General features: G+C 67.4%; 19 protein-coding genes and 1 pseudogene. 13 read left to right on the forward strand and 7 right to left on the reverse strand.

Translation table 11 applies throughout. The features are described 5' to 3' along the window. The first annotated feature begins 125 nt into the window (after window positions 1-125). Window positions 126-488, forward strand: coding sequence for a WhiB family transcriptional regulator (locus tag ACFVFQ_RS26615; protein WP_383420419.1), 363 nt, complete (start codon window positions 126-128; stop codon window positions 486-488). 108 nt (window positions 489-596) lie between these two features. On the opposite strand, the gene glpX is transcribed toward ACFVFQ_RS26615, so the two are convergent. Then, the gene (gene glpX, locus ACFVFQ_RS26620) at window positions 597-1,628 is read right to left on the reverse strand and encodes a class II fructose-bisphosphatase (RefSeq protein ID WP_383420422.1); all 1,032 of its coding nucleotides are present in this window, start codon (window positions 1,626-1,628) and stop codon (window positions 597-599) included. A 228-nt stretch (window positions 1,629-1,856) separates the two neighbouring features. Here glpX and ACFVFQ_RS26625 point away from each other — a divergent pair, with 228 nt between their 5' ends. Further along, on the forward strand, window positions 1,857-2,393 hold the full coding sequence (locus ACFVFQ_RS26625; RefSeq protein ID WP_383420475.1) for a DUF4245 domain-containing protein: 537 nt from the start codon (window positions 1,857-1,859) through the stop codon (window positions 2,391-2,393). A gap of 108 nt (window positions 2,394-2,501) precedes the next feature. Here ACFVFQ_RS26625 and ACFVFQ_RS26630 read toward each other — a convergent pair whose 3' ends face one another. From ACFVFQ_RS26630 to ACFVFQ_RS26645, 4 genes are all read right to left on the reverse strand, one after another. Next, a complete protein-coding gene (locus tag ACFVFQ_RS26630; RefSeq protein ID WP_383420424.1) occupies window positions 2,502-3,095 on the reverse strand; it encodes a malonic semialdehyde reductase in 594 nt (197 codons plus the stop codon). Window positions 3,096-3,345: 250 nt separating this feature from the next. Further along, window positions 3,346-3,618, reverse strand: coding sequence for an exodeoxyribonuclease VII small subunit (locus ACFVFQ_RS26635; protein WP_383420426.1), 273 nt, complete (start codon window positions 3,616-3,618; stop codon window positions 3,346-3,348). A 10-nt stretch (window positions 3,619-3,628) separates the two neighbouring features. After that, a complete protein-coding gene (gene xseA / locus ACFVFQ_RS26640; RefSeq protein WP_383420428.1) occupies window positions 3,629-4,885 on the reverse strand; it encodes an exodeoxyribonuclease VII large subunit in 1,257 nt (418 codons plus the stop codon). A 60-nt stretch (window positions 4,886-4,945) separates the two neighbouring features. Then, window positions 4,946-6,334, reverse strand: coding sequence for an APC family permease (locus tag ACFVFQ_RS26645; RefSeq protein WP_383420430.1), 1,389 nt, complete (start codon window positions 6,332-6,334; stop codon window positions 4,946-4,948). Between the two features lie 78 nt (window positions 6,335-6,412). Here ACFVFQ_RS26645 and ACFVFQ_RS26650 point away from each other — a divergent pair, with 78 nt between their 5' ends. Continuing rightward, the gene (locus ACFVFQ_RS26650) at window positions 6,413-7,414 is read left to right on the forward strand and encodes a 4-hydroxy-3-methylbut-2-enyl diphosphate reductase (protein ID WP_383420432.1); all 1,002 of its coding nucleotides are present in this window, start codon (window positions 6,413-6,415) and stop codon (window positions 7,412-7,414) included. A 66-nt stretch (window positions 7,415-7,480) separates the two neighbouring features. Next, the gene (gene ppgK / locus ACFVFQ_RS26655) at window positions 7,481-8,407 is read left to right on the forward strand and encodes a polyphosphate--glucose phosphotransferase (protein WP_383420434.1); all 927 of its coding nucleotides are present in this window, start codon (window positions 7,481-7,483) and stop codon (window positions 8,405-8,407) included. Between the two features lie 10 nt (window positions 8,408-8,417). Here ppgK and ACFVFQ_RS26660 read toward each other — a convergent pair. Beyond that, window positions 8,418-9,110 (reverse strand): annotated as a pseudogene (locus ACFVFQ_RS26660) (DUF6542 domain-containing protein); the annotation flags it as partial. A 306-nt stretch (window positions 9,111-9,416) separates the two neighbouring features. Here ACFVFQ_RS26660 and ychF point away from each other — a divergent pair. From ychF to ACFVFQ_RS26705, 9 genes are all read left to right on the forward strand, one after another. Next, window positions 9,417-10,505: a redox-regulated ATPase YchF gene (gene ychF / locus ACFVFQ_RS26665; protein WP_383420436.1), complete on the forward strand. Its 1,089-nt coding sequence runs from the start codon at window positions 9,417-9,419 to the stop codon at window positions 10,503-10,505. Between the two features lie 976 nt (window positions 10,506-11,481). Continuing rightward, window positions 11,482-11,664 carry a helix-turn-helix domain-containing protein gene (locus ACFVFQ_RS26670; RefSeq protein WP_383420438.1) on the forward strand — a complete coding sequence of 61 codons (183 nt, stop codon included), beginning with the start codon at window positions 11,482-11,484 and terminating at the stop codon, window positions 11,662-11,664. Between the two features lie 40 nt (window positions 11,665-11,704). Beyond that, window positions 11,705-12,886, forward strand: coding sequence for a tyrosine-type recombinase/integrase (locus ACFVFQ_RS26675; protein WP_383420441.1), 1,182 nt, complete (start codon window positions 11,705-11,707; stop codon window positions 12,884-12,886). A gap of 852 nt (window positions 12,887-13,738) precedes the next feature. After that, window positions 13,739-14,839 (forward strand): hypothetical protein, encoded by a 1,101-nt coding sequence (locus ACFVFQ_RS26680; protein ID WP_383420443.1) that lies wholly within the window; start codon window positions 13,739-13,741, stop codon window positions 14,837-14,839. A 181-nt stretch (window positions 14,840-15,020) separates the two neighbouring features. Further along, window positions 15,021-15,788: a hypothetical protein gene (locus ACFVFQ_RS26685; RefSeq protein WP_383420445.1), complete on the forward strand. Its 768-nt coding sequence runs from the start codon at window positions 15,021-15,023 to the stop codon at window positions 15,786-15,788. A 62-nt stretch (window positions 15,789-15,850) separates the two neighbouring features. Continuing rightward, window positions 15,851-17,932 carry a DNA phosphorothioation system restriction enzyme gene (locus ACFVFQ_RS26690; RefSeq protein WP_383420447.1) on the forward strand — a complete coding sequence of 694 codons (2,082 nt, stop codon included), beginning with the start codon at window positions 15,851-15,853 and terminating at the stop codon, window positions 17,930-17,932. 49 nt (window positions 17,933-17,981) lie between these two features. Further along, window positions 17,982-18,167, forward strand: a complete 186-nt coding sequence (locus tag ACFVFQ_RS26695) for a hypothetical protein (RefSeq protein ID WP_383420449.1) — start codon at window positions 17,982-17,984, stop codon at window positions 18,165-18,167. Beyond that, window positions 18,164-20,224 carry an AAA family ATPase gene (locus tag ACFVFQ_RS26700; RefSeq protein ID WP_383420451.1) on the forward strand — a complete coding sequence of 687 codons (2,061 nt, stop codon included), beginning with the start codon at window positions 18,164-18,166 and terminating at the stop codon, window positions 20,222-20,224. Before ACFVFQ_RS26695 ends, ACFVFQ_RS26700 begins: the two co-directional genes overlap by 4 nt. Continuing rightward, window positions 20,224-20,697 (forward strand): DNA phosphorothioation-associated protein 4, encoded by a 474-nt coding sequence (locus tag ACFVFQ_RS26705; RefSeq protein ID WP_383420453.1) that lies wholly within the window; start codon window positions 20,224-20,226, stop codon window positions 20,695-20,697. Before ACFVFQ_RS26700 ends, ACFVFQ_RS26705 begins: the two co-directional genes overlap by 1 nt. Window positions 20,698-20,760: 63 nt before the next feature. Here the strand turns inward: ACFVFQ_RS26705 and ACFVFQ_RS26710 are convergent, their stop codons facing one another. Beyond that, window positions 20,761-22,503 (reverse strand): ATP-binding protein, encoded by a 1,743-nt coding sequence (locus ACFVFQ_RS26710; RefSeq protein WP_383420455.1) that lies wholly within the window; start codon window positions 22,501-22,503, stop codon window positions 20,761-20,763. Window positions 22,504-22,536 lie beyond the last annotated feature (33 nt).

The following is a 22,536-nucleotide window of genomic DNA, read 5'->3' on the forward strand; positions in this document are numbered from 1 at the left end:
AGCCCGCGTACAGCGGGTAGGGCTGGTGCATCGTCTCTCGTACGGCTGCGGGGTGCGAAAAAGCCGTGCGCAGCGAGACGGTCAAGGGTGATTTCTCTCGCCGATGCCGTCGTCAGGAGTAGACCGTGCTGCTACCGCATCAGCCCCTGCAGGATGCCGCTGTCGTTCCGTCCCAGCGAGGGCACGCTCGCGACGACGCCGGTCCCTGGCATTCCGAGGCGGTGTGCCGCCGGGACGAGGCCGGGTTGTTCTTCGCCCCCTCCAAGGAGCCCACCGCCGCCCGATTGGCCAGGGAAGAAGCCGCGAAGCGGGTCTGTGCCCGTTGCCCGGTGATGGTCGAGTGTCGGGAGCATGCCCTGCTCCAACCCGAGCCGTACGGCGTCTGGGGCGGGCTGACCGCCGCCGAGCGCCGGGTGGTGCTGACGCGGCGGCGGCGCCGGGAGAGCGAACTCCAGCGCGCCGCTGCCCCGATGACCGCGGCCGGCTGACCGCAGCACGGCCCGTACGGCGGCCGCGACCGGGTACGCAGCCCGCCCCCGTCGGAACGACCATCCGACGGGGGCGAGTTGTGTGCGGGACGGCTTTGGCCGCCCGGCTCAGCTCGGGCGCTCGAAGTCGATCGAGCTGTAGGCGCGCAGCTTGGACAGCCGGTGCTGGGATTCGATCTGCCGGATGGTGCCGGACTTGGAGCGCATGACCAGGGACTGGGTGTAGGCGGTCTCGGCGCGGTAGCGGACGCCGCGCAGCAGCTCGCCGTCGGTGATGCCGGTGGCGACGAAGAAGACGTTGTCGCCGCTGACCAGGTCCTCGATCTGGAGCACCCGGTCCAGGTCGTGGCCGGCGTCCAGGGCGCGCTGGCGCTCCTCGTCGTCCTTGGGCCACAACTTGCCCTGGAAGGTGCCGCCCAGGCACTTCAGCGCACAGGCCGCGATGATGCCCTCGGGCGTCCCGCCGATGCCCAGCAGCAGGTCGATGCCGGTGCCCTCGCGGGCCGCCATGATGGCGCCGGCGACATCGCCGTCGGAGATGAACTTGATCCGCGCGCCGGCCTCCCGGACCTCCTTGACCAGGCCCTCGTGGCGCGGTCGGTCCAGGATGACCACGGTGACGTCCTCGACCGCGGACTTCTTCGCCTTGGCGATCCGCTTGATGTTCACCGCCACCGGGGCGGTGATGTCGACGAAGTCCGCCGCCTCCGGGCCGGTGGCCAGCTTGTCCATGTAGAACACCGCGGACGGGTCGAACATCGAGCCGCGCTCGGCGACCGCCATCACGGAGACCGCGTTGGCCATGCCCTTGGCGGTCAGCGTGGTGCCGTCCACCGGGTCCACGGCCACGTCGCACTCGGGGCCGGTGCCGTCGCCGACCCGCTCGCCGTTGTAGAGCATCGGGGCGTTGTCCTTCTCGCCCTCCCCGATGACCACGACGCCGTTCATGGAGACGGTGTGGATCAGGGCCCGCATGGCCTTGACCGCCGCGCCGTCCGCGCCGTTCTTGTCCCCGCGGCCGACCCAGCGGCCCGAGGCCATGGCGCCGGCCTCGGTCACCCGGACCAGCTCCAGGGCGAGGTTACGGTCCGGAGCCTCCGGACTGACCTCTAGTTGAGACGGCAGATGATGCTCGGTCATCGAGCGCACCTTTCTGTACGGCGACGGCCGGATTGATGAGGGTGCTCATGACTTTATCGGTACGTCGCGAAAATGAGCAGGGGGGCCTTCGCATGAGCAAGCCACTGGCCGGCGGACGCCCCCGTCGGGCGGGCGCCGACCGCAGAACCGTTTGCCCAGGTGGGTGGTGTCCGAGGGGGCCGGGTCCGGTCGCCGACCGGCATAGGGGACCATAGGGACGTGGCTGGTATGCGAGGCAGGCAAAGAGTGACGGACATGGTTCTGTCGCTGGCGGTGATCGGGATCCTGGTCGGGGCGATCTACTTCTTCATCCCGCACGACGACAGTGCGAGCGCCGAGAAGAACGCGGTCAAGACCGTCGACACCCGGGTCGAGATCCTCACCGCCCGGCGCGCCGCCCCGTACCCGGTCGCGGCGCCCGAGGGCCTGCCGCCGTCCTGGCGGGCCACCTCCGTCTCGTACCAGGCGACCAGCGACGGCAAGGGCGGCGCCTGGCACCTGGGGATGCTCGACCCGGAACAGCAGTACGCGGCCGTCGAGCAGAGCGACGCACCCGCGAAGCAGTTCATCAAGGACGTCACGCTCGGCGCGGAGAAGGTCGACGGTCAGCAGGCCGTCGGCGACAAGAAGTGGGACCGCTACCAGGGCGACACCTACAAGGCGTTGGTCAACGAGCAGCCCGGGGTGACCACGGTCGTCACCGGCACCGCGCCGTACGGGCGGCTGGCCGAGCTGGCCGCGGCCCTGGTCGCCAAGAAGGGCTGAGCCGCCCCGCCCCGCTCGCCGAGAGACAGCACGACGAGGCCGCCGCACCCGGGAGGGGTGCGGCGGCCTCGTCGCGTGCGGTGGCTACCGCGTCGGCCGGCGGACGGCTCAGATGGTGGTCGCGGCCTCGTCGAAGGCCAGTCGCGGCGAGCGCGGGAAGAAGGCGTCGGCGCCCGGCTTGCCGACGTTGATGACCAGGAAGGACTTCTGCTTGCCGTCGCCGAAGAACTCCTTGTCCACGGCGCCGAAGTCGAAGCCGGTCATCGGGCCGGCGGCCAGGCCGGCGGCGCGGATGCCGAGGATGAAGTAGCCGGCCTGGAGGGTGGCGTTCTGGGTGCCGGCGACCTCGCGGACCGCGGCCTCCGAGAAGAAGCTGTCCTTGACGCCCGGGGCGTGCGGGAAGAGGCGCGGCAGCTTCTCGTGGAAGTCCAGGTCAACGGAGAGGATCACGGTCAGCGGCGCGGCCAGGGTCTTGGGGCCGTTGGCGCCCATGGCGTGCGCGACCAGGCGCTTGCGGGCGTCCTCGGAGCGGACCAGGGTGATCCGCAGCGGCGACTGGTTGAAGGCGGTCGGGGCGTACTTCACCAGGTCGTAGATGGCCTGGACCTGCTCGTCCGTGACCGGCTCGTCCGTGAACGTGTTGGCGGTCTGGGCCTCGCGGAAGAGGAGGTCCTGGGCGGCGGCGTCAAGGGCGAGAGTCATCAGCGGCACCTCGGGGCATCGGGTGTGTATGGGGGAATTGCGCAGACCAGTGCTGTCTACGGGTACCACTGTAACCCGGTTAGATTAAGTTTCAACTAACGGGGGGAAACTGTGAGGGGGTTCACGGGGCGGCAGTGACCTTCCGGGATTCGGAAGGTCGCCTCATGGGCGAGCGCCGAGTTCGGCCCAGGCTCCGGCCTCGTCCGCTGGTTCTCTCGCCGCTAGTCCTCGGCTCCGTTGCCCCCGTCCGCTACTCCTGCTCCGCCTCGCCGTCGCCCTCCGACGCCTCCGCCAGCGCCGCGTCCAGCCGGGCCCGCGCGCCGTCCAGCCAGCGGCGGCAGACCTTGGCCAGCTCCTCGCCGCGCTCCCAGAGGGCCAGCGACTCCTCCAGCGTCGTACCGCCCGCCTCCAGGCGGCGGACGACGTCAATCAGCTCGTCCCGCGCCTGCTCGTAACCGAGGGTGGAGTCCACCGGCGCCACCCCGTCCGCCGCCGCGTCCACCACGTCATCCGTCTTCGCCATGTCTCCCACCCTATGAGTCCGCCTGGTCCGCGCCGGTCCGTCCGCCGTCGCCCTCCGGGATCGCGGACACCCGCACCCGGAACGCGCCCTCGGCCACCCTGGCCCGCAACTCCTCGTCCACCGCCACCTCCGACGGCGCCCGCACCGCCGTGCCGTCCGGTCTCTGGAGCACCGCATAGCCGCGCTGGAGCGTCGCCTTGGGGGAGAGCGCCACCACCCGGGCCAGGGTGTGCGCCAGCTCCGAATCGGCGCGGTCCAACAGATGTCCCAGCGTCCGCCGGCCGCGCTCCAACAGGGCGGTGACCTGCTCCTCGCGCTCCCACACCATCCGCTGCGGGTGCTGTATCGACGGGCGGTGCAGCGCCGCCGCCAGGCCCCGCTCCTCGCGGTCCAGGAAGCCGCCGAGCGCCCGCCGGGCCCGCGCCCGCAACTGCTCGACCCGGGCCAGCTCCTCGCCCACGTCCGGCACCACCTTCTTCGCCGCGTCCGTCGGCGTCGAGGCGCGCAGGTCGGCCACCAGGTCCAGCAGCGGGCTGTCCGGCTCGTGGCCGATCGCGGAGACCACCGGTGTGCGCACCTCGGACACCGCCCGGACCAACTGCTCGTCGGAGAACGGCAGAAGGTCCTCCACGCTGCCGCCGCCGCGCGCCACGACGATCACGTCCACCTCGGGCAGCGCGTCCAACTCCTGCACCGCCGCGATCACTTGGGGCACCGCGTGCACGCCCTGCACGGGGACGTTGTGCACCTCGAAGCGGACCGCCGGCCAGCGGTGCCGGGCGTTCTCCAGCACATCGCGCTCGGCGGCGCTGGCCCGGCCGCAGACCAGCCCGATCAGCTGCGGCAGGAACGGCAGCGGCCGCTTGCGCTCCGCCGCGAACAGCCCCTCCGCCGTCAGCGCCCGCTTCAACTGCTCCAGTCTGGCGAGGAGTTCGCCCACCCCGACCGGTCTGATCTCGGCGGCCCGCAGCGACAGCTGGCCGCGCGGGGCGTACCACTCCGGCTTGGCGTGCACCACCACCCGAGCGCCCTCGCTCACCACCTCGGAGACCTTGTCGAAGACCTGGCGGTAGCACGTCACGCTGACCGAGATGTCGTACGACGGATCGCGCAGCGTCAGGAACACCACGCCCGCGCCCGGCCGCCGCGAGAGCTGGGTGATCTGTCCCTCGACCCACACCGCGCCGAGCCGGTCGATCCACCCGCCGATGAGCCGGGACACCTCGCCGACCGGGATCGGCGCTTCGGGAGACGTAGAGACAGCCATGTCAGTGAGCGTAGCGGCGACCACTGACAGTGCCCGGCCGTGCCGGCCCGGTGCCCGCGCTCAGTCCCGCGCCGCGGCCGCCCGCTCCCGGCGCAGGTACTGCACCACCAGCACCACCAGACCCACCAACAGCCAGGCGCCGCCCACGATCTGCGCGGTCGGCGCGGCCTCCACGATCACCGCGACCACCACCGCGAGCCCCGCCAACGGCACCGCCACGTGCCACAGCACGCTCGGCACCGCCGCCTGCCGACGGATCCGGAACCAGCCGATCACCGAGGCGTGCAGCAGCGCGAACGCGGTCAGCGCGCCGACGTTCACGATCGACGAGAGCTGGTCCAGCCCGTCGTCCCGGCTGGCCGCCCAGACCGCCGCCACCAGCGTCACCACGGCCGCCCCCAGCAGCGCCCGGCGCGGCACCCCGCTGCCCGCGTCCACCTTCGACATCGCCCCCGGCAACCGCCGGTCCCGCGCCATCGCGAACAACAGCCGGCCGGCCGCCGCCTGCCCCGCCAGCGCCGCGAACGCCGCCCCGATCGCCTTGCTCACCGCCACCAGGTCGTGCAACCAGCCGCCCACCGCGAAGTCCACCGTCACGTAGAAGGCGGCGCCCTGCTCGCCCGGTTTGGCGGCTAGTTCGGCGGCGCTCATCGGGGCCAGCAGCGCCGCCAGGTACGTCTGCACGGCGAACAGCACCCCGGCCACCACCAGGCACGTCACCACGGCCCTGGCCACCCGCCGCGAACCCCCGGAAGCCTCCTCCGCAAAGGCCGCGATCGCATCGAAGCCCAGGTACGACAGCACCGCGATCGACACCGCCGCCAGCACCGCGCTCGTCGAGAAGCCGCCCTCGCCGGTCAGCGGCACCGCCCAGCCGCGCTGCGGCCCGTGCGCGGCCAGCGCCCACACCGCCGCCACCACGAAGACCACCAGCACCGCGATCTCCAGCGCCAGCACCGCGAACCCGACCACCGCGGCGACCCGCACGCCCCAGAGGTTCAGCAGCGTGGTGACCACCACCGCGAGCGCCGTCCACACCCACTGGTGCACCTGCGGCACCAGCGCGTGCAGCGCGATCCCGGAGAAGAGGTAGGCCACCGCCGGGATCAGCAGGTAGTCCAGCATCGCCATCCACCCGGCGACGAACCCGGCGCCCTCGCCCAGCCCGACCCGCGCGTAGGTGTAGACCGACCCGGCCCGCGGCGCGACCCGCACCATCTGGGCGTAGGAGTACGCGGTGAACGCCATGGCGACCGTGGCGACCACGTAGACCGCCGTGATCGCGCCGTGCGACGTGGCCTGGAGGGTGCCGAAGATCCCCACCGGCGCCATCGGGGCGATGAACAACAGCCCGTAGACGACCAGGTCCCGGAACGACAGCGTCCGGCGCAGCGTTCCGGTGCCGCTGCGCGCCTCATCTCCCACAGTTGCGCCGACCGTCCCCGGCATACCGCCTCCTCACCCGTGCTTTTCACCAGTGTGGGTCACAGATGCGGCCTACCTGCGCCGGGGCACCACGGCCTTACGATGGGAACCATGTCTGCTACTCCCGGTCCGCAGCCCAGCCGCAAGGTCCTCCTCGCCGCCCCCCGCGGCTATTGCGCGGGCGTGGACCGCGCCGTGATCGCCGTCGAGAAAGCTCTTGAGCAGTACGGCGCCCCGGTCTACGTGCGCCACGAGATCGTGCACAACAAGTACGTGGTGAAGACCCTGGAGAAGAAGGGTGCGATCTTCGTCGAGGAGACGGAGGAGGTGCCCGAGGGGAACATCGTGATCTTCTCCGCGCACGGCGTCGCCCCGGTCGTCCACGAGGAGGCCCAGCGCGGCAAGCTGGCCACCATCGACGCCACCTGCCCGTTGGTCACCAAGGTCCACAAGGAGGCCGTGCGGTTCGCCAAGGAGGACTACGACATCCTCCTGATCGGCCACGAGGGCCACGAAGAGGTCATCGGCACCAGCGGCGAGGCCCCCGAGCACATCACGCTCGTCGACGGCCCCAAGGACGTCGCCGGCGTCGAGGTCCGCGACCCGGACAAGGTCGTCTGGCTCTCCCAGACCACCCTCTCCGTCGACGAGACCATGGAGACCGTCGACGCCCTCAAGGGCCGCTTCCCCAACCTCCTCTCGCCCCCCAGCGACGACATCTGCTACGCGACCCAGAACCGCCAGCAGGCCGTCAAGCAGATGGGCGCCCTGGCCGACCTCGTGATCGTCGTCGGCTCCCGGAACTCCTCCAACTCCAAGCGCCTGGTCGAGGTCGCCCTCGGCGCCGGCGCCAAGGCGTCCTACCTGGTCGACTACGCCGAGGAGATCGAGGAGAGCTGGCTGGAGGGCGTCGGCACGGTCGGCGTCACCTCCGGCGCCTCCGTCCCGGAGATCCTCGTCGACGGCGTCCTGCAGTGGCTCGCCCAGCGCGGCTACGAGGACGTCGAGACCGTCACCGCCGCCGAGGAGTCCATCGCCTTCTCACTGCCCAAGGAACTCCGCCGCGACCTGCGCGCCGAGGCCGAGGAGGCCGTCAAGGAGTGAGCGCCGCCGCCCGCCGTCTTCGCCATAGCGGGGGCGGCGGGCGGGGTCCGCGCCTAGCCTTTTCCTATGAAGGTCTTCGGTGTGGACATCGGCGGATCCGGCATCAAGGGCGCCCCGGTCGATCTGGAGCGCGGCGAACTGGCCGAGGAGCGCCACAAGGTACTGACCCCGCACCCGGCCACGCCGGAGGCGGTCGCCGACTGCGTCAAGGAGGTCGTCGACCACTTCGGCTGGACCGGCCCGGTGGGCGCGACCTTCCCCGGCGTGGTCACCGGCGGGACCACCCGCACCGCCGCCAACGTCGACCAGCGCTGGATCGGCACCGACGCCGCCGCGCTGCTCACCGGCCGGCTCGCCGGCGGCTGCCCGGTCACCCTGCTCAACGACGCGGACGCGGCGGGCCTGGCCGAGATGCGGTTCGGCGCCGGCCGCGACCGGCCCGGCACCGTCGTCGTCCTCACCCTCGGCACCGGCATCGGCAGCGCCGTCTTCACCGACGGCCGGCTCGTCCCCAACACCGAGCTGGGCCACCTGGAACTGCACGGCCACGAGGCCGAGAAGCGCGCCTCCACCAAGGCCAAGGAGGACGAGGGGCTCACCTGGGAGCACTGGGCGCACCGGGTCCAGAAGTACCTCGCCCACGTGGAGATGCTCTTCTCGCCCGCGCTGTTCGTGATCGGCGGCGGGGTCAGCCGCAAGGCGGCGAAGTTCCTGCCGCTCATCGAGGGGATCCGGGCCGAGATCGTGCCGGCGCGACTCCAGAACAACGCCGGGATCGTGGGGGCCGCGATGGCCGCGCACGCCCGCACCGCCACCGGGGCGGCCGAGGCCGCGGCCCCTACAGGCGCGCCACCTGCCGCGGATGGCTCCCCGACCGCGAGCGGCCCTGGCCAGGCTGCCCGGAGCCGCCCGTCCCAGGGGCCGTCGTCCGCGGACCAGGCCCCGACTGCCGCTGTCGACTCACCGGTCGGCTGGCCCGACGCCGCGCGCTGAGCAGCGCCCGGCGCACCAGCACCACCAGCGCGCACAGCAGCGTGCCGCCGTAGAGCCAGCCGGCGTTCAGCGCGAGCACGGTGAAGACACCGATCAGCAGCCCGGTGAAGCCCGCCGGGCCGTGCTGCACCGGCACCGCGCCGACGGTGAAGGCGATCGGCAGCGCGACCGGCGCGGCGATCAGATCGCGCGGCCGCACCCACACCCCGGCCGCCAGGCCGACCAGCAGGAAGCCGGCCCCGTACGCGGCCTGCGCGCCGCCCAGCAGCCAGCGGTCCAGGTACCCGAGGGCCAGCAGCGTGCAGGTGGCGAGCAGGCCGCAGCCGAGGCCGGTGAGCTTGGCGGCCGGCAGCCTGCGGACCAGCCCGGCCACCGGGGCGGGCGCGGGCCGGCGGCGGGGGCCCGCCCGGTAGACGGCCGCGACCTCCTCGCCGTCCCGCGGCGGCCCCGCGGCCGGCCGCGGCATCCGTTCCTCCGCCCGCCGGGCCGACGGCCGGGCCGGCGCCCGGAACTCCGCCGGCGCCGGCGCGTAACCGCGGGTGGTGACCTCGGTGCCCGCGGGGACCGAGGCGTAGCCGGACGCCCGCATCGCGGACAGGAAGGCGTCGTCGGGATCGGGGGCCACGGCCTCCGCGGGACGCGGGAGCCGGGCATCCTGCCCCGCCTCCGGACCGCCGCTCAGCGGCCGGCCGTGCGGGGACATGCGCGCTTGGGGGTGCTCCACGTGTGGGTCCACTCGCCAACGGTAGGCAGCGAAGTGGGATTAATTGGTCACAGGACACGCACTTTGACCTCCCTTGGGGGGTGCGTTAGGCGGCCCGGGGCACGCCGAGGGAGCACGCGCCGCACCGCGCGCCCTCGCCGGGGCCGATCCCGGCCCGCCCGGCACCACGGGGCCCGCCCAGTAGACTGGTGGATCGGCCGTCCCAGGCCCGGCCCGGTCCCACCGGCCCGGCCCCCGGGAAACGGCCCGCCCCTCGCCCAACTCCAGCTCCGGGAAGTCGCCACCGTGTCGCTCACGATCGGAATCGTCGGTCTGCCCAACGTCGGCAAGTCGACCCTGTTCAACGCCCTGACCAAGAACGACGTGCTGGCGGCCAACTACCCGTTCGCCACCATCGAGCCGAACGTCGGCGTGGTCGGCGTCCCCGACCCGCGCCTGGCCAAGCTGGCCGAGATCTTCGGCTCCCAGCGGATCCTCCCCGCCACCGTCGACTTCGTCGACATCGCGGGCATCGTCCGCGGCGCCTCCGAGGGTGAGGGCCTGGGCAACAAGTTCCTCGCCAACATCCGCGAGTCCGACGCGATCTGCCAGGTCATCCGCGCCTTCAAGGACGAGAACGTCGTCCATGTCGACGGCAAGGTCTCGCCCAAGGACGACATCGAGACGATCAACACCGAGCTGATCCTCGCCGACCTCCAGACCATCGAGAAGGTCCTGCCCCGCCTCCAGAAGGAGTCGCGGATCAAGAAGGACGTGGCCCCGAAGGTCAAGGCCGTCGAGGAGGCCAAGGCCATCCTGGAGGACGGCCGCACCCTCTTCTCCGCCGGCCTCGTCCAGGGCACCGAGAACACCGAGCTGCTGCACGACCTCCACCTCCTCACCACCAAGCCGTTCCTCTACGTCTTCAACGTCGACGAGGACGAGCTCACCGACGAGGACTTCAAGAACGAGCAGCGCGCCCTGGTCGCCCCCGCCGAGGCGATCTTCCTCAACGCCAAGCTGGAGGCGGACCTTGCCGAGCTCGACGAGGAGGAGGCCCTGGAGCTCCTCCAGTCCGTCGGCCAGGAGGAGCCGGGCCTGGCCACCCTCGCCCACGTCGGCTTCGGCACGCTCGGCCTGCAGACCTACCTGACCGCCGGCCCCAAGGAAACCCGCGCCTGGACGATCAAGAAGGGCGCCAGCGCCCCCGAGGCCGCCGGCGTCATCCACACCGACTTCCAGAAGGGTTTCATCAAGGCCGAGGTCATCTCCTTCGACGACCTGGTCGAGACGGGCTCGGTGGCGGAGGCCCGCTCCGCCGGCAAGGCCCGCATGGAGGGCAAGGACTACGTCATGCAGGACGGCGACGTGGTGGAGTTCCGGTTCAACGTGTGATGGGCGCCATAGCGTTGGCGTAGCGATCTGGCACATGCACAGGTCGGGCGGGGTCGGTCCTATTCGGGGTCGGCCCCGTTGTCGTGCCCGGTGCTGGATCCGTGTTGGATGAACTGGCGTTTCGTCAGCTGTTGTTGTCCCTGGTCATCCGGACCACTGCTGGATCGGGGCTGGATGCGGCTGACGGTCTGTCGGCTGGGCCAGGGTGTGCTCGGCTGCGGACATTCCGCGAAGTTGCGCGAGACACGGTCGGAGCTGTGCCGCAAACGTAGCTGCTTCCGCTACGCCATCCGGTATCGAACAAAGGAAATTCTGCACTGTCGTGCACCCGGCTGGTTGGGCAGTGGCTCGTTGGCAGCTTTCATCTGCATGGGCTGGGGAAACGCGACCGCGTGAACAGGCTTGCTTTGGACGGTGGCCGCGTCCTCCCGCGTCGCCGCATGTCGAACAGTCGCTTTGACGATGACAATTCCGGCCGTCGGTTTCTCTATTACTTCACGTCAGCACCAGACGGATCCGACCCACTCCGGGCGCCATCTGCCGATGTCCGCCGCTCAACCCTGCCGCTTGCCAGCCACGCAACCTCGTACCTCCATCCTCAACGACGGCCATCTGACGCCCTTCCCCTGCCGAGTCGCCCCTCTGTTCCCTGCCCTCGGTCCCCAGGCCCGTTCAACGAACGAGTCCGAACCATGCGGTCAAGATCTGCACTGGCCGACCGAGCCGCGGACGGACGCCCACCCCTACCTTCGCGATCCCGATTACCAGTGCGCACCCATGGGACGAGACGAGGGGCGACCGCCCCACCCCCGCGCAACTTCACCCCGCAAGATCGCAGGCTTGACGACAGGGCCGAGTTGGAGCGTCCATCGTCCATGCCCGGTGCGGTAACCGGACCACCACCGAGCCATGCACCACTGCCTGGAGACACGAGCACAAGGGAGATCGCCATGGATCCGGATGGGGGCGTGCACACATGACGCGTGGTGGAAGCAACCGGCTGCTGACCGTGGAAGAGGTCGCCGCGTGGCTGAGGGTCAGTGAGACCACCGTCAGGAACAAGTACCGCGCCTGGGGGATCAAACCCCAGAAGGTCGGGCGCCTGCTGCGGTTCCGCGAGCGCGACATCGCCAACTACCTGGAGAAGCACTACGGGTGAGACCGAGTGCCCGAAGCGAGCGAGCAAGGAGCCAGGCTCGATGGCCACCGTCTACCAGAGGTGCAAGAGCGACAAACGCAACGTCAACTACCCGTGCACGCAGCCCCAGTGCGGGCACGCGTGGACGGTCCGCTACCGCGAACCGGGCGGCGCTGAACGGCAGCCGAGCTTCGAAAAGAAGTCCCAAGCCGACGCTTTCGCCGACAGGCTGCAGCACGATAAGTATGAGGGCCTCTACCTCGACCCCAAACGCGGTGAGATCACCCTCCGCGCCTACGTCGCGGAGTGGCTGGAGCGCCAGGTCATCAGCGACTCCACCTACCGCAACTACGAGAGCTTCCTGCGGATCCACCTCCTCCCGCGCCTGGGCGACAAGACGATCGCGGGGGTGGCGCGCAAGGACATCGAGGCTTTCGTTGCGACGCTGGGGAAGAAGCTTGCCGCGAGTACCGTGTGCGATCGCATGAAGATGGTCACCAGCCTCTTCCAGACCGCGATCAAGGAGAAGAGAAGAGCGGACGACTCCACTGAGGGCATCAAACTGCCCCGCAGCGCAACGCACGCGGTCGACGAGGACGAGATCCCCACCCTGTACGAGGTCGATCTCCTTGCAAAGCAGATCTCACCTCAGTACCGCCTGACCGTGTACCTGCAAGCCGGAGCGGGCCTGCGCATCAGCGAGACCCTGGCCTTCACCACCGATTGCGTCCGCTCCGACTTCCTGCGCGTGCGCCGGCAGGTCAGCGCGAAGGCGCACCGCGACGACTGCAAGACCCGCTTCATCCCGCTCAAGCACCGAGCCGAAGGGGAGTACCGGGACGTTCCCCTGCCCGCCTTCCTCGCCGAGGAGATCGACGTGCACCTGTGGGAGTGGGGAACGGTGACGACGGCCGGTACGGAGGTGCTGTTCGCGCCGCGCGACCGGGGCAAGGGCATCATGCCCACGGCGAACACCTACGCGTACCACTTCAGGAAGGCACTCAAGGACGCGGGCATCGTCAAGCCGAACGGGGACCCGAAGTACACCCCGCACGGCCTGCGCCACTTCTTCGCTTCCACCGCCCTCGCCCATGGCACCCCCATCCACGAGGTCTCCCGCTGGCTGGGCCACAAATCGATCAAGACCACCGTTGACGTCTACGGCCATCTCGTCCCAGCCTCCTGGGACCGCTGCCGGACCGTTATGCAGACCGCACTGCGCCCCGGATCGCACACGACCTAATCGCGGGCAGGAACGGTGTCGGTCGCGGGCTGGCTAGGACGCGGGATCATGCCCGAATCGGACGATCACCGCAGGTGATAGCGGAGTCGTCGATGTTTTCCGGTTCACCGAGACGCAGAACCTGACGCATGGGGTGGCCGCAGGTTCGAGTCCCCGGCGGGAGCCGGCGACTAGGGCTGGTCGTGCTACAGCTCCTGTGAGCTGCGGAGATTCGCTCGTGGTGGCCATGTCGACGCATCTGCCGAAGACGCGTGCCGGTTGATGCGGTGATCACGCTTCTCACGTCTCTCCTGCGCTGCGCAGGTTCGAGCCCTCGGCGGGGCACGACGCAGACGGGAAAGGGCGCGACGTGCGATTCTCCGGATCAACGATCACTATCGAGGGCGCGTGCGGCCTCTCGTAGCAACTGACGGCAGGTGCGCATCTTGGGGAGGGCGCCGCAATATAGGGTGGCATTGAGGGTGCCTGTCGGAGACCACGTGCAGGCCAGGAGCGGCGATCGGGGCGCCGGTGAACCAGACCACGGCCCGTATGCCCCCTACCGGCTGCTCGGTTTCGGGCATCAATATGATCGGATGGTTCGTTCACGCATCTGCCTTAGGTAACTGTTGAGATCGGCCGCGCCGCGCTGGCAGCCGCGGCCAACGGGCGGACGAGAGCGGGAGCATGCCTATATGGGCACTGCTGGTACGCAGGAAGCGTTGTGGGCCGGAGTGACGAGCCGCCCAGGGGTGTCCCCACATCTCCCTGGGGAGACAAAACCTGCGGACAGGCCAGTGTTGTCAGTCGCGGCGGCTAGGTTTATCTCAATCGAGTTCTACAGCATTGAACGTGTGAGTGCAGGGGGAGGGTATGACCTCAAGCGGAGTCCGGTATCTACCACACGATCCTGCCGAGCCCCCGGTACGGGAGGGCCCGGTAGTCGCCCTTGAGCCGGTCGTCATTGCGCCTGAGCCGATAGCTGAGGGGCCCGCCGCGCCCGGTACTGTCCAGAAGCAGGCGTACCGCTCAGAAGCTGCCCATACTGCCAAACCTGAAGCAGGGCGGGACCTTCCTGCCGATGGTGTCCAGGCAGTCGATACGCTATCAGCCGAACTGGCTGAAGTTGCATCCGTCTTCGCTGCCGAAGCCGACACCCAGTACGGGAACGACAGCGAAGGCGAATCCGAGACCCTCTTCCTCGCTTCCCCGAGCAGCCCTTCCAGCACCTGGGATGCTCTCCTCCCCGTCCGACTGAAGCAGTTGGTCGATCAGGCCTATGGCAATTCCGGCAGCGACGCCCCCTCGAACTCGCGTCAGGTCACGGCGGCCCTCGCTCCGAGAGCGCAGCAATCTACACTGCGTCAGTGGGAGGAAAATCATCAGCTCCTCGCCTCCGCCGGCTGGGACGCTCGACCCATTGATGTTCTTCGCCTCCGCACCGGCATGCCGCTCGACTGCGACACCACCCACCCCTTCGTGGCTACGTGCCGCAACGGCGACCGCCTCGATGCGATCGAGTCCCTACTCCGTAAAGTCGATCGCCCCTTGGCCCTTGATGAGTTGAAATCCCGAAACGGTATCTCGATTAGCTCGAACTACCTTCGGCAGCAGATCAACGCCGACCCGCGCTTCAGCCGCAGCCACAAGGACGAGTGGGCCTTGGTCGAGTGGGGGCTGCCCGTATACAAGCCGATCAAGGAGCTGGTGTCGGACATGCTCGATGAGCACGGTGGTGCCGTCGATGCGGACCAGGTTGTGCATGTGCTCCGTCGCGACTTTGCGATCAAAGAGACCAGCCTTCGCCAGGTTATGTCTTCCTCACCGTTCACCGCACGCGGCGGCGTAGTCCGCCGTCTCACGGACGTGGACCTCCCTGGGCCCGCCGCACCACCCACGCGCTTCTCTGATGAACAGCCCAAGGACGAAGCACCTGACGTAGATGCCCTGATGGACAACATGGGGCTGACCTGACCTGGGGCCAGGAGCTACCAAGGATCAGCGGCACCATGCGCGAGGGCGAGAGCACCCCCAGACCGGTGAGAATGGGAAACGCGGCAGTGTTGGTAGACCCATGGCACACAGACGAGGAGACATGACCACCGAGGGCTTGTGGAACGCTTTCCATGATGCAACTGGTCCGCATGGTCCTAGCTTGGAAACGGACCCCTTGATTGTGCAGTTGCGCCGGCTCGCGGCCCTCACCTGCAGCACGCCCCAGGACGAGTGGACCATCCCCACCCTCGGCGTCGTCCTAGCTCGAGCTGACGCGTGGCCAGGGGAGTTGGGTAGGCTCGCGCGCGCTCTCCGCGACGCTGTCCCGTGCACGGACAGCACATGGCATCTGCCGTCGAAGGAGGCTGCCGAACAGTGGTGGCCTGATGCCGCCGCTCCGGCAGGGAGCGGCTCGGCGAAGGGCGCTACAGAGGTCACAGAGCAGCGGACTGCGAGCTCGCGCGACCCGCTGGGCACCGTCGAGGCAGCGCTTCGCTCAGAGGGCAGGCCGCTCAGCACAGAGAAACTGCTCTGTGTTGCCAAGGTGCAGCTCGATAGACGCGCCCTGAAAGAACTGCTCTCCCTCGACGAACGCTTCACCCGTGCCAGTCGGCGTACGTGGGCCCTTGCTGATTGGGGGCGCGACGTCTACAAGTCACCTGGTGACCTGATAGGGGAACTCGTAGATGCGCATGGCGGCCAGGTGCCGGTCGCTGAGGTCGTCCGCGTTCTCACCGACGACTATGGCTATCAGGAAAACAGCGCCAAAAACTTCATCTCCCAGCCGCCCTTCACCTCCCGAAACGGGTTCGTACGTCGCCGCGGGGTTCTGGGCACCCGGAAGGAGACCTCTAGGCCGTCTCCTCTCACAGCTGACCACGCACCGTCTGTGGACGACCTCATCGATTCGATTGGACTTGACCGGTGATCGCCGCTTGCCCTTTGCGGGACAGTGGCCTCGCGTCCGACTACCGCAGTGACCGAGGCAACATGGTCGAGGCTTTCTACCTCCCAGCCCTCGCCTCGTCCGTCAGATACGACCGGGCCGTCGGCTACTTCACCGCCTCTGTGTTGGCGGTTCTAGGGCAAGGTGTCGACGAGTTTGCGGCGCGCGGCGGCACGATGCGGATCGTCGCCTCGCCGTATCTCGAACAGGCGGACATCGATGACATTGAGGCCGGCTACGAGGTGCGTGCGGTAATTGAGCGTGCTGCCCTGCGCGATTTGAAGCAGGCTACGGAGGACCCTCGCGCGGCACGTGGTCTGGGCAAGCTCGGGCGACTGGTTGCTGCGGGCAGGATCGACTTCAAGCTGGCATTCGTCGAGCAGCCCGGCCGAGTCGGGATGTACCACGAGAAGATCGGCATTTTCCGCGACGGTCAGGATGTTGTCGCGTTCAAGGGGAGCGCAAACGAGACTCGTCCGGGCCTCGTTGGCAATTTTGAGGCGATCGAAGTCTTTCGCAGCTGGGATCCGCGCGACGCTGACCGTGCTGCGCGTATCAGTGAGGACTTCGACGACCTGTGGAACGATCGCACACGTGCGCTGCGTGTCGTCCCGTTCACCGAGGCCGCAAAGAGAGTAGTCGAGCGCATTGCACAGACGATGGCCGGCCGGGACGATCTGGACGAGCTGCCGATCGGCGCCGCCCCCATCGCCACTGCGGCTCAGGCACTGACCGGCATGCTCGCCATCCCACAGAGCCTGGCCGTGCGTGACTACCAGAAGCAGGCGGTACAGAACTGGTTCCGCAACCAGGGGCAGGGCATCCTGCGCATGGCAACCGGCACCGGAAAGACACTGACCGCGCTGTCGGCCGCTGCGCAACTCAGCTCCTTCCTCCGCAAGAAGGACGACGCCTCGCTGCTCACGGTCGTCGTCGCTCCCTACCAACACCTTGTTGACCAGTGGGCGAAAGACATCGAGTGGTTCGGCATCACGCCGATCCGCGCGTACGAATCGACCAGCAGCTGGGCCCCGCGCGTACACGAGCTGCTTCAGGCGCTCACTCTCGGCGCTGCCCGCGGCGCCGTCATCATCTCGACGAATGCCACGTTCGGCGGCGAGCCCTTCCAGAACCTCCTTGACGCCTACACGGGGCCGCTCCTGCTCATCGCCGACGAGGCACACAACCTCGGTGCTCGCCACCTGCGCACCCAGCTGCCCGACAAGGCTCAGTACCGGCTCGGTCTGTCCGCGACCCCGGAACGCTGGCTCGACGACGCAGGCACGGACGCTCTCAAAGATTATTTCGGCGACATTGTCTTTGAGATGGGAATCGGTGAGGCCATCCGCCGCCGCGCCTTGTGCCGCTATACGTACACACCAGTCCTGGTCGAGCTGGAAGACGAGGAGGCGGAGCTGTACGCCGAGGTCAGCGATAAAATTGCGCGTTTGATCGCGGCCGGCACGGACCTCAACGAGTCTGCCGCCACGGACAGCCCGCTCGGCAAACTCTTGAAGAAGAGGGCAGACATTGTCGGTCATGCTCGCGGAAAACTGGCGGCCCTGCACCAAGAGATCGAGAAACGACAAAGGAGAACCCACCAGCTGATCTACTGCGCGGAGGGCAAGCACCCCCTCCTCTATCAGCAGGGTATCGACGGACCGCGCCAGGTCGATCAGGTGATGAGCATGGTTGGCAACCACCTGCACATGACCGCGGCGCGTTACACCTCCCAGACGAAGAGGACCGAACGCCAGGACATCCTGCGCCGCTTCGAGCGCGACGAGCTGCAGACCATCGTCTCCATGCGCTGCCTGGACGAAGGCGTCGACGTACCCGCCTCGCGTACCGCGTACCTGCTGGCGAGTTCCTCCAATCCCCGCCAGTTCATTCAACGTCGCGGACGCGTGCTGCGCAAAGCCCCGGGCAAGGATCGTGCCGACATCGTCGATTTCGTTGTCGTCCCACCCCAGGGCGGTGACGCGATCCAACATGCGACCGAGCGCAGTCTTCTGCGCCGTGAGCTGGTTCGCGTCGAGGAGTTCGCCCACCTAGCCGACAACGAAGCGGTCACACTCGACGTATTGCGTCCGGTTCGTGAGCGCTATGGCCTCTTCGACACCTGACTGCCTCCATGCTTACCCACTCCTTCCGCATCGACATTGGAGCACACCCGTGAGTGACGTAGCCGTCGACCAGCCCCCGACAAGGACGGTGCGCGACGTGCTGAGCGAGCTGTCGCCCGCTGCCCGAGCCCTCGTTCAGAAGGTCATTGACCTGGAGAACGAGAACATCCACATCCGGAACTCGACGAAGGTTGTCCCGGGCATCGTGGACGCTGCAAGGGGGCTCATCAAGTGAAGCTGCTCAAGCTCACCCTGAAAAACTTCCGCGCCTTCTACGGCGAGCAGGTCCTTGATCTCTCTGTGGATGACGACAAGCCTGCCGTGCTCATCTTCGGGAACAACGGCGCGGGCAAGACCACCCTGCTCAACGCCTTCGCCTGGGCTCTGTATGGCACCTTCTCGGACGACGTCGAGCAGCAGCAGCGCGTCATCCATGACAAGAAGTGGGCCGACACGCCCTTCGGTGAGCCGGTCTCCGCCTCAGTACGCCTCGACTTTGAACACGAGGGGACCCGCTTCTCCGTCTCCCGCGATGTCACCCTCCCCAAGCAGTCGGACGACCAGCAGGCAGTGGTTCCCACTCTCACCGTTACCGAGATAGGCCCGGACGGAGAAACGCGAACTGTCGCCAACGGGCAGGACCGGATCGAGAAAATCCTGCCCCAAGGGCTGCGCCGTTTCTTCTTCTTTAACGGCGAGCGTATGGAGAAAATGTTCTCCGGCGACGAGAATAACGAAGAGGTAAAGAAGGCGATCAAGACCCTCCTTAATCTGGAGGCCATTGAACGTGCCATTGACGACCTTCCCAAGGCCGCCCGCAAGCTCGCTCGCGAGATCGATGCCAAGGGTGATAGCCGTCTGAAGCGGCTCACAGACCGTATGGAGGAGCTGGAGACGCGGCAGCGAGCCGAAGTGGAAGAGATGCTGCGTCTCTCTGCAGACATCAGCTCCTTCCAGCGGGAGATCGAGGCCATCGGCCGCGCCCTGCGCCAGAACGAGCAGGCGGAGCCGCTGCAAAAAGAGCGCGAGCGTCTGACGCGCCACATCGGTCAGGAAAGGGGGAAGCTCGCTGACCTCAAGAGTTGCAAGCGCGAGCTGCTGTCCAAGCATGGGTTCCTGGCCTTCACCGGCGGACTCGACGACAAGGTGATCGAGCTCGCCAACCGGATGCGGGAACGGCGCCAACTCCCGGCTGGTATTCAGCGCAGCTTCATCGAGGAGCTCTTGGAGGACCGCTTGTGCATGTGCGGCCGCCCGGTCGCGGAAGGCACCCCCGAATACGAGGAGCTCAGTAAGCGCCGGTACAACGCTGGCCTTGCGGATGTCGAGTCCCGCTGGCTTTTCGTGAACGGCCAGATGCGCAACTTGCGTGATAAGCGGCAGGAGGTGCTGGACCAGCTGACCTCTAACGCCGCGGATATCCAGAAGTCGGACGCAGCCATCAGCCAGCTGGAGGCTGAGCGCACCGAGGTCGACCGCCAGCTGGAAGGTGTGAACGTACAAGATGTGAAGCGGCTGGTCGACCGCCGCAAGGAGTTCGGAGAGAAGGAGACCGAGGCCCGAGTCGCGCACCGGGAGGCTGAGAACCGGCTCGCTGCGATCAAGCAAGACTTGGAGGTCGTCGCTCGCCAGTACAAGTCAGCGGAGGCGAAGGACGAGGAGTCTCGCAAGATCCAGAGTCAGGTGAACTTGGTTAACGAGGTCCGTGAGGCTCTTGTCGAGATTCTAGCGATCAAGACGGAAGAAGTCCGCAACCAGCTCGACAAGAAGGTCAAGGAGGTCTTCTCCCGCATCTTCATCAAGACCTACACCCCCGAGCTGAACGACTCTTTCGAACTGGAGCTCCGCTCGCCGAGCGGCGTCGCGATCCGCTCCACCGGAGAGAACCAGATCCTCGGCCTCAGCTTCGTCGGAGCCGTCTCCGAGGTCGCCAAGAACATCAACGACCGAAAGAACCACGCGTACGAAAGCACGCTGGAAGGAAATGGTGGCGGCATCTACCCCGTCGTCATGGACGCTCCCTTCGGTAGCCTCGACCTCACCTACCAGGAAGAGATCTCGAAGGCCCTGCCGGTTCTGACGTCACAGATCATCACGCTGCTGTCGCAGTCACAGGCGCGAGGCAAGGTCATGGAGAACCTGCAGCGCGCCGCTAGCCGTATGTATGTGCTGCGTTCCTTCACACCGAACAAATCGGCCGAGGAAGAGACTATTGAGATCAATAACCGTGCTGTGCCGTATGTCTCCCACGGCGGCTTCGAACACACCGTCCTGGAGAAGGTGACTGTCTGATGGCCTCTGTGGACCGCTTCCGCCGCCCAAGCACACACGAGGAGCTTCTCGACGCGCTCACCGAAAAGAAGACCGGCCTGTTCGGAACCATGGTCGAGGCGATGATGTTCGCTGCCATGCTCGGGCGCCGCAAGGGGCGCCGCGAGTCCTTCGAGCAGCACGACGAACCAATCCGTCTCGCCCTCATGGAAGGCCGACTCTACGGCGATGTCCTGCTCGACATACTTGCTGCCGTGGAGGAAGAGAACGACCCGAAGATCCTCGCCGACGACCGGCTGCCTGACCGCATCCTCATCTTCGAGGAGTACGCCAATGGTGGCCTCGGTTACCTCCAAGCCGAAATCAACCGCCAGCCCGCCCAGGATCTTGATGCGATCGTTGCTGCTCTCATTTTCGAAGCTCTCCAAGCCCCGCAGGAGACCGGAGAGGACGACATCGGGCAATTGATGACGAGTGCTTCTCTGAACTGGTGACGGGTGAGGAAAGGGGTGGTGCCGGCGGAGGTCTTTCCTGCGCCACCCCTGCCTGTTGTGCGTCTACTCCTCATCCTTGCCTGTGCTCATCAGCGTGTGGAGGAATATACCCCAGTAGCCGCGGAGCTGCCCATAGCGCACGTCCGAGCCGGGGTCCATAGCTTCAGCCCTTGCGTACGCCAGGAGCATCAGGCTGAGGGCATCCAGCACCTGGTGGGCCCTCCGGCGGATCTCTTCGGTGCCAAGGGCACCCGGCTTCGCGTCGACCAGTTCGGTGAGCGGGACCCACGTGTCTTGGTAGAAGCGGTGCCGTGCGTTCAGCCGAACGACCTGCTGGCCGGCCAGAAGCGTGATGTCGATGAACTCTTTGCCAGGCACGTCGACCGTTTTGAGAACGAAAGGCCGGTTGCGCTCCCGCTCGATGAATTCGGCCTTCTCTTCCGCCTGGGCTGCGGGCCCCAGGACATCCCTGGCCAGATCCTCGAATGCCTGGACCGGGTCCGTGGCCCCGCGTGGCACGACCGGTAGCGCGGGCAACTCACTGGCCATCCGGGATGCGGCATCGCTGACGTCGTGGTGCTCACCAAGGTGCTTCCGGCCATCCCGGTCGGCCTCCTGCCACCGTTCCGCGAGAATCTTTCTTGCGGTCTTGAGAGGCTTCTTGAGCTCCTTGCGAAGTCGGTCACGGAGCTCGGCGTGTGGCTCTGCCCCACGCTTCACGTGGCGCACGCCGAAGTAGTCATCCAGCTCCGGGGCGAAGGCCACCTCGATGCCGATGAACCGATCAGGCTCCTCAACACGGCGACCGAAGATGCGGGGCACGTTGGTGTAGCTGATTTCCCGCCCTCGCCGAACGAAGCTGATGCGCCCCTCGTTCTCCGGAATGCGCATCTTCCGTGCGACGTCATCGCCGCCCATCTGTCGGCTGCGGGTAACGGCCGGTGGGTACAGGGTTACCCGCAGCTGCGCCGTGTGTGTTCCGATCAGGAGCGGTTCGTCTGCGATCAGCACGGCATCACGGTTTTCCGTGGTGAAGGCGCTGCCCATGTCCTGGCCACTCTCGGACTTTGAGTACTCATCCAGGACTGACTCTGCCCACGTACCGGACAGGAGGAAAAGTGGATCGTGTGCCAGCAGTTGTTCCCCGTTGACCTGGATGCGCTGACCATCAGTAATGAAGTAGCGGAAAGTACGGGCCAGCTCCTTCTTGACCTCGCCGACCAGAGACTTGAAGTCCTCGGAGTGGCGTCCGTCCTCTAGGCGGTCGATCTTGGACCACACTACGAGGGTCCCGACGTCGTGTGGTACGAGGTCGCGCAAGTCGTCGGGGAAGGGCTTGCTGGTCGGAGGATCCACGCCTGCGGATTGGCCGTTAGCCAGTTCCTCCTCTGCCAGTGCATGGTCGAGGTCAAACCAAACGTGCCGCCAGTCCGAGGCGCCGCTGGTGCGGGACCAGATGTCGATGCGCTTGCCGTAGTTCAGGGCGGAGAGCTTGGCGCCGACTCCGTACTTTCCAATGGTGTCGGTGCGCATATAGCGGCTGGAGTGGCCGACCTGTGGGTAGCGATGCAGCGCATCGTCGTCCATGCCGATGCCATCGTCTGCGAAACAGATGCGCCACACGCGGCTCTTGTCACCTCTACCCCCAGCCGGCTCCTCATCCATGCGAACGAGAATGTTCTGAGCTGCAGCCTCAAGAGCGTTGTCGACCACTTCGCTGATCGCTGCGGGCAGGCTGTAGCCAGAGTCCCGAAACGAGGCAAGCGCCTGGCCGGCCAAGAATAGGGGAAGACGCTGGGGAGACACTTTTCCTCCGCTTTTTCTTTCTCGAAGTTAACC

The sequence above is a fragment of the Streptomyces sp. NPDC057743 genome, from assembly GCF_042798755.1.
In the GTDB taxonomy this organism is placed as follows: domain Bacteria; phylum Actinomycetota; class Actinomycetes; order Streptomycetales; family Streptomycetaceae; genus Streptomyces.

Excerpts from the sequence above, each read along its gene's own strand:
- ppgK (WP_383420434.1), top strand. The coding sequence starts at position 7,481 with ATGAAGGTCTTCGGTGTGGACATCGGCGGATCCGGCATCAAGGGCGCC.
- ACFVFQ_RS26670 (WP_383420438.1), top strand. The coding sequence starts at position 11,482 with ATGACGCGTGGTGGAAGCAACCGGCTGCTGACCGTGGAAGAGGTCGCC.
- ACFVFQ_RS26645 (WP_383420430.1), bottom strand. The coding sequence starts at position 6,334 with ATGCCGGGGACGGTCGGCGCAACTGTGGGAGATGAGGCGCGCAGCGGC.
- ACFVFQ_RS26635 (WP_383420426.1), bottom strand. The coding sequence starts at position 3,618 with ATGGCGAAGACGGATGACGTGGTGGACGCGGCGGCGGACGGGGTGGCG.
- glpX (WP_383420422.1), bottom strand. The coding sequence starts at position 1,628 with ATGACCGAGCATCATCTGCCGTCTCAACTAGAGGTCAGTCCGGAGGCT.
- ACFVFQ_RS26650 (WP_383420432.1), top strand. The coding sequence starts at position 6,413 with ATGGGAACCATGTCTGCTACTCCCGGTCCGCAGCCCAGCCGCAAGGTC.
- ACFVFQ_RS26675 (WP_383420441.1), top strand. The coding sequence starts at position 11,705 with ATGGCCACCGTCTACCAGAGGTGCAAGAGCGACAAACGCAACGTCAAC.
- ACFVFQ_RS26690 (WP_383420447.1), top strand. The coding sequence starts at position 15,851 with ATGGTCGAGGCTTTCTACCTCCCAGCCCTCGCCTCGTCCGTCAGATAC.
- ACFVFQ_RS26625 (WP_383420475.1), top strand. The coding sequence starts at position 1,857 with ATGCGAGGCAGGCAAAGAGTGACGGACATGGTTCTGTCGCTGGCGGTG.
- ACFVFQ_RS26630 (WP_383420424.1), bottom strand. The coding sequence starts at position 3,095 with ATGACTCTCGCCCTTGACGCCGCCGCCCAGGACCTCCTCTTCCGCGAG.
- xseA (WP_383420428.1), bottom strand. The coding sequence starts at position 4,885 with ATGGCTGTCTCTACGTCTCCCGAAGCGCCGATCCCGGTCGGCGAGGTG.
- ACFVFQ_RS26705 (WP_383420453.1), top strand. The coding sequence starts at position 20,224 with ATGGCCTCTGTGGACCGCTTCCGCCGCCCAAGCACACACGAGGAGCTT.
- ACFVFQ_RS26680 (WP_383420443.1), top strand. The coding sequence starts at position 13,739 with ATGACCTCAAGCGGAGTCCGGTATCTACCACACGATCCTGCCGAGCCC.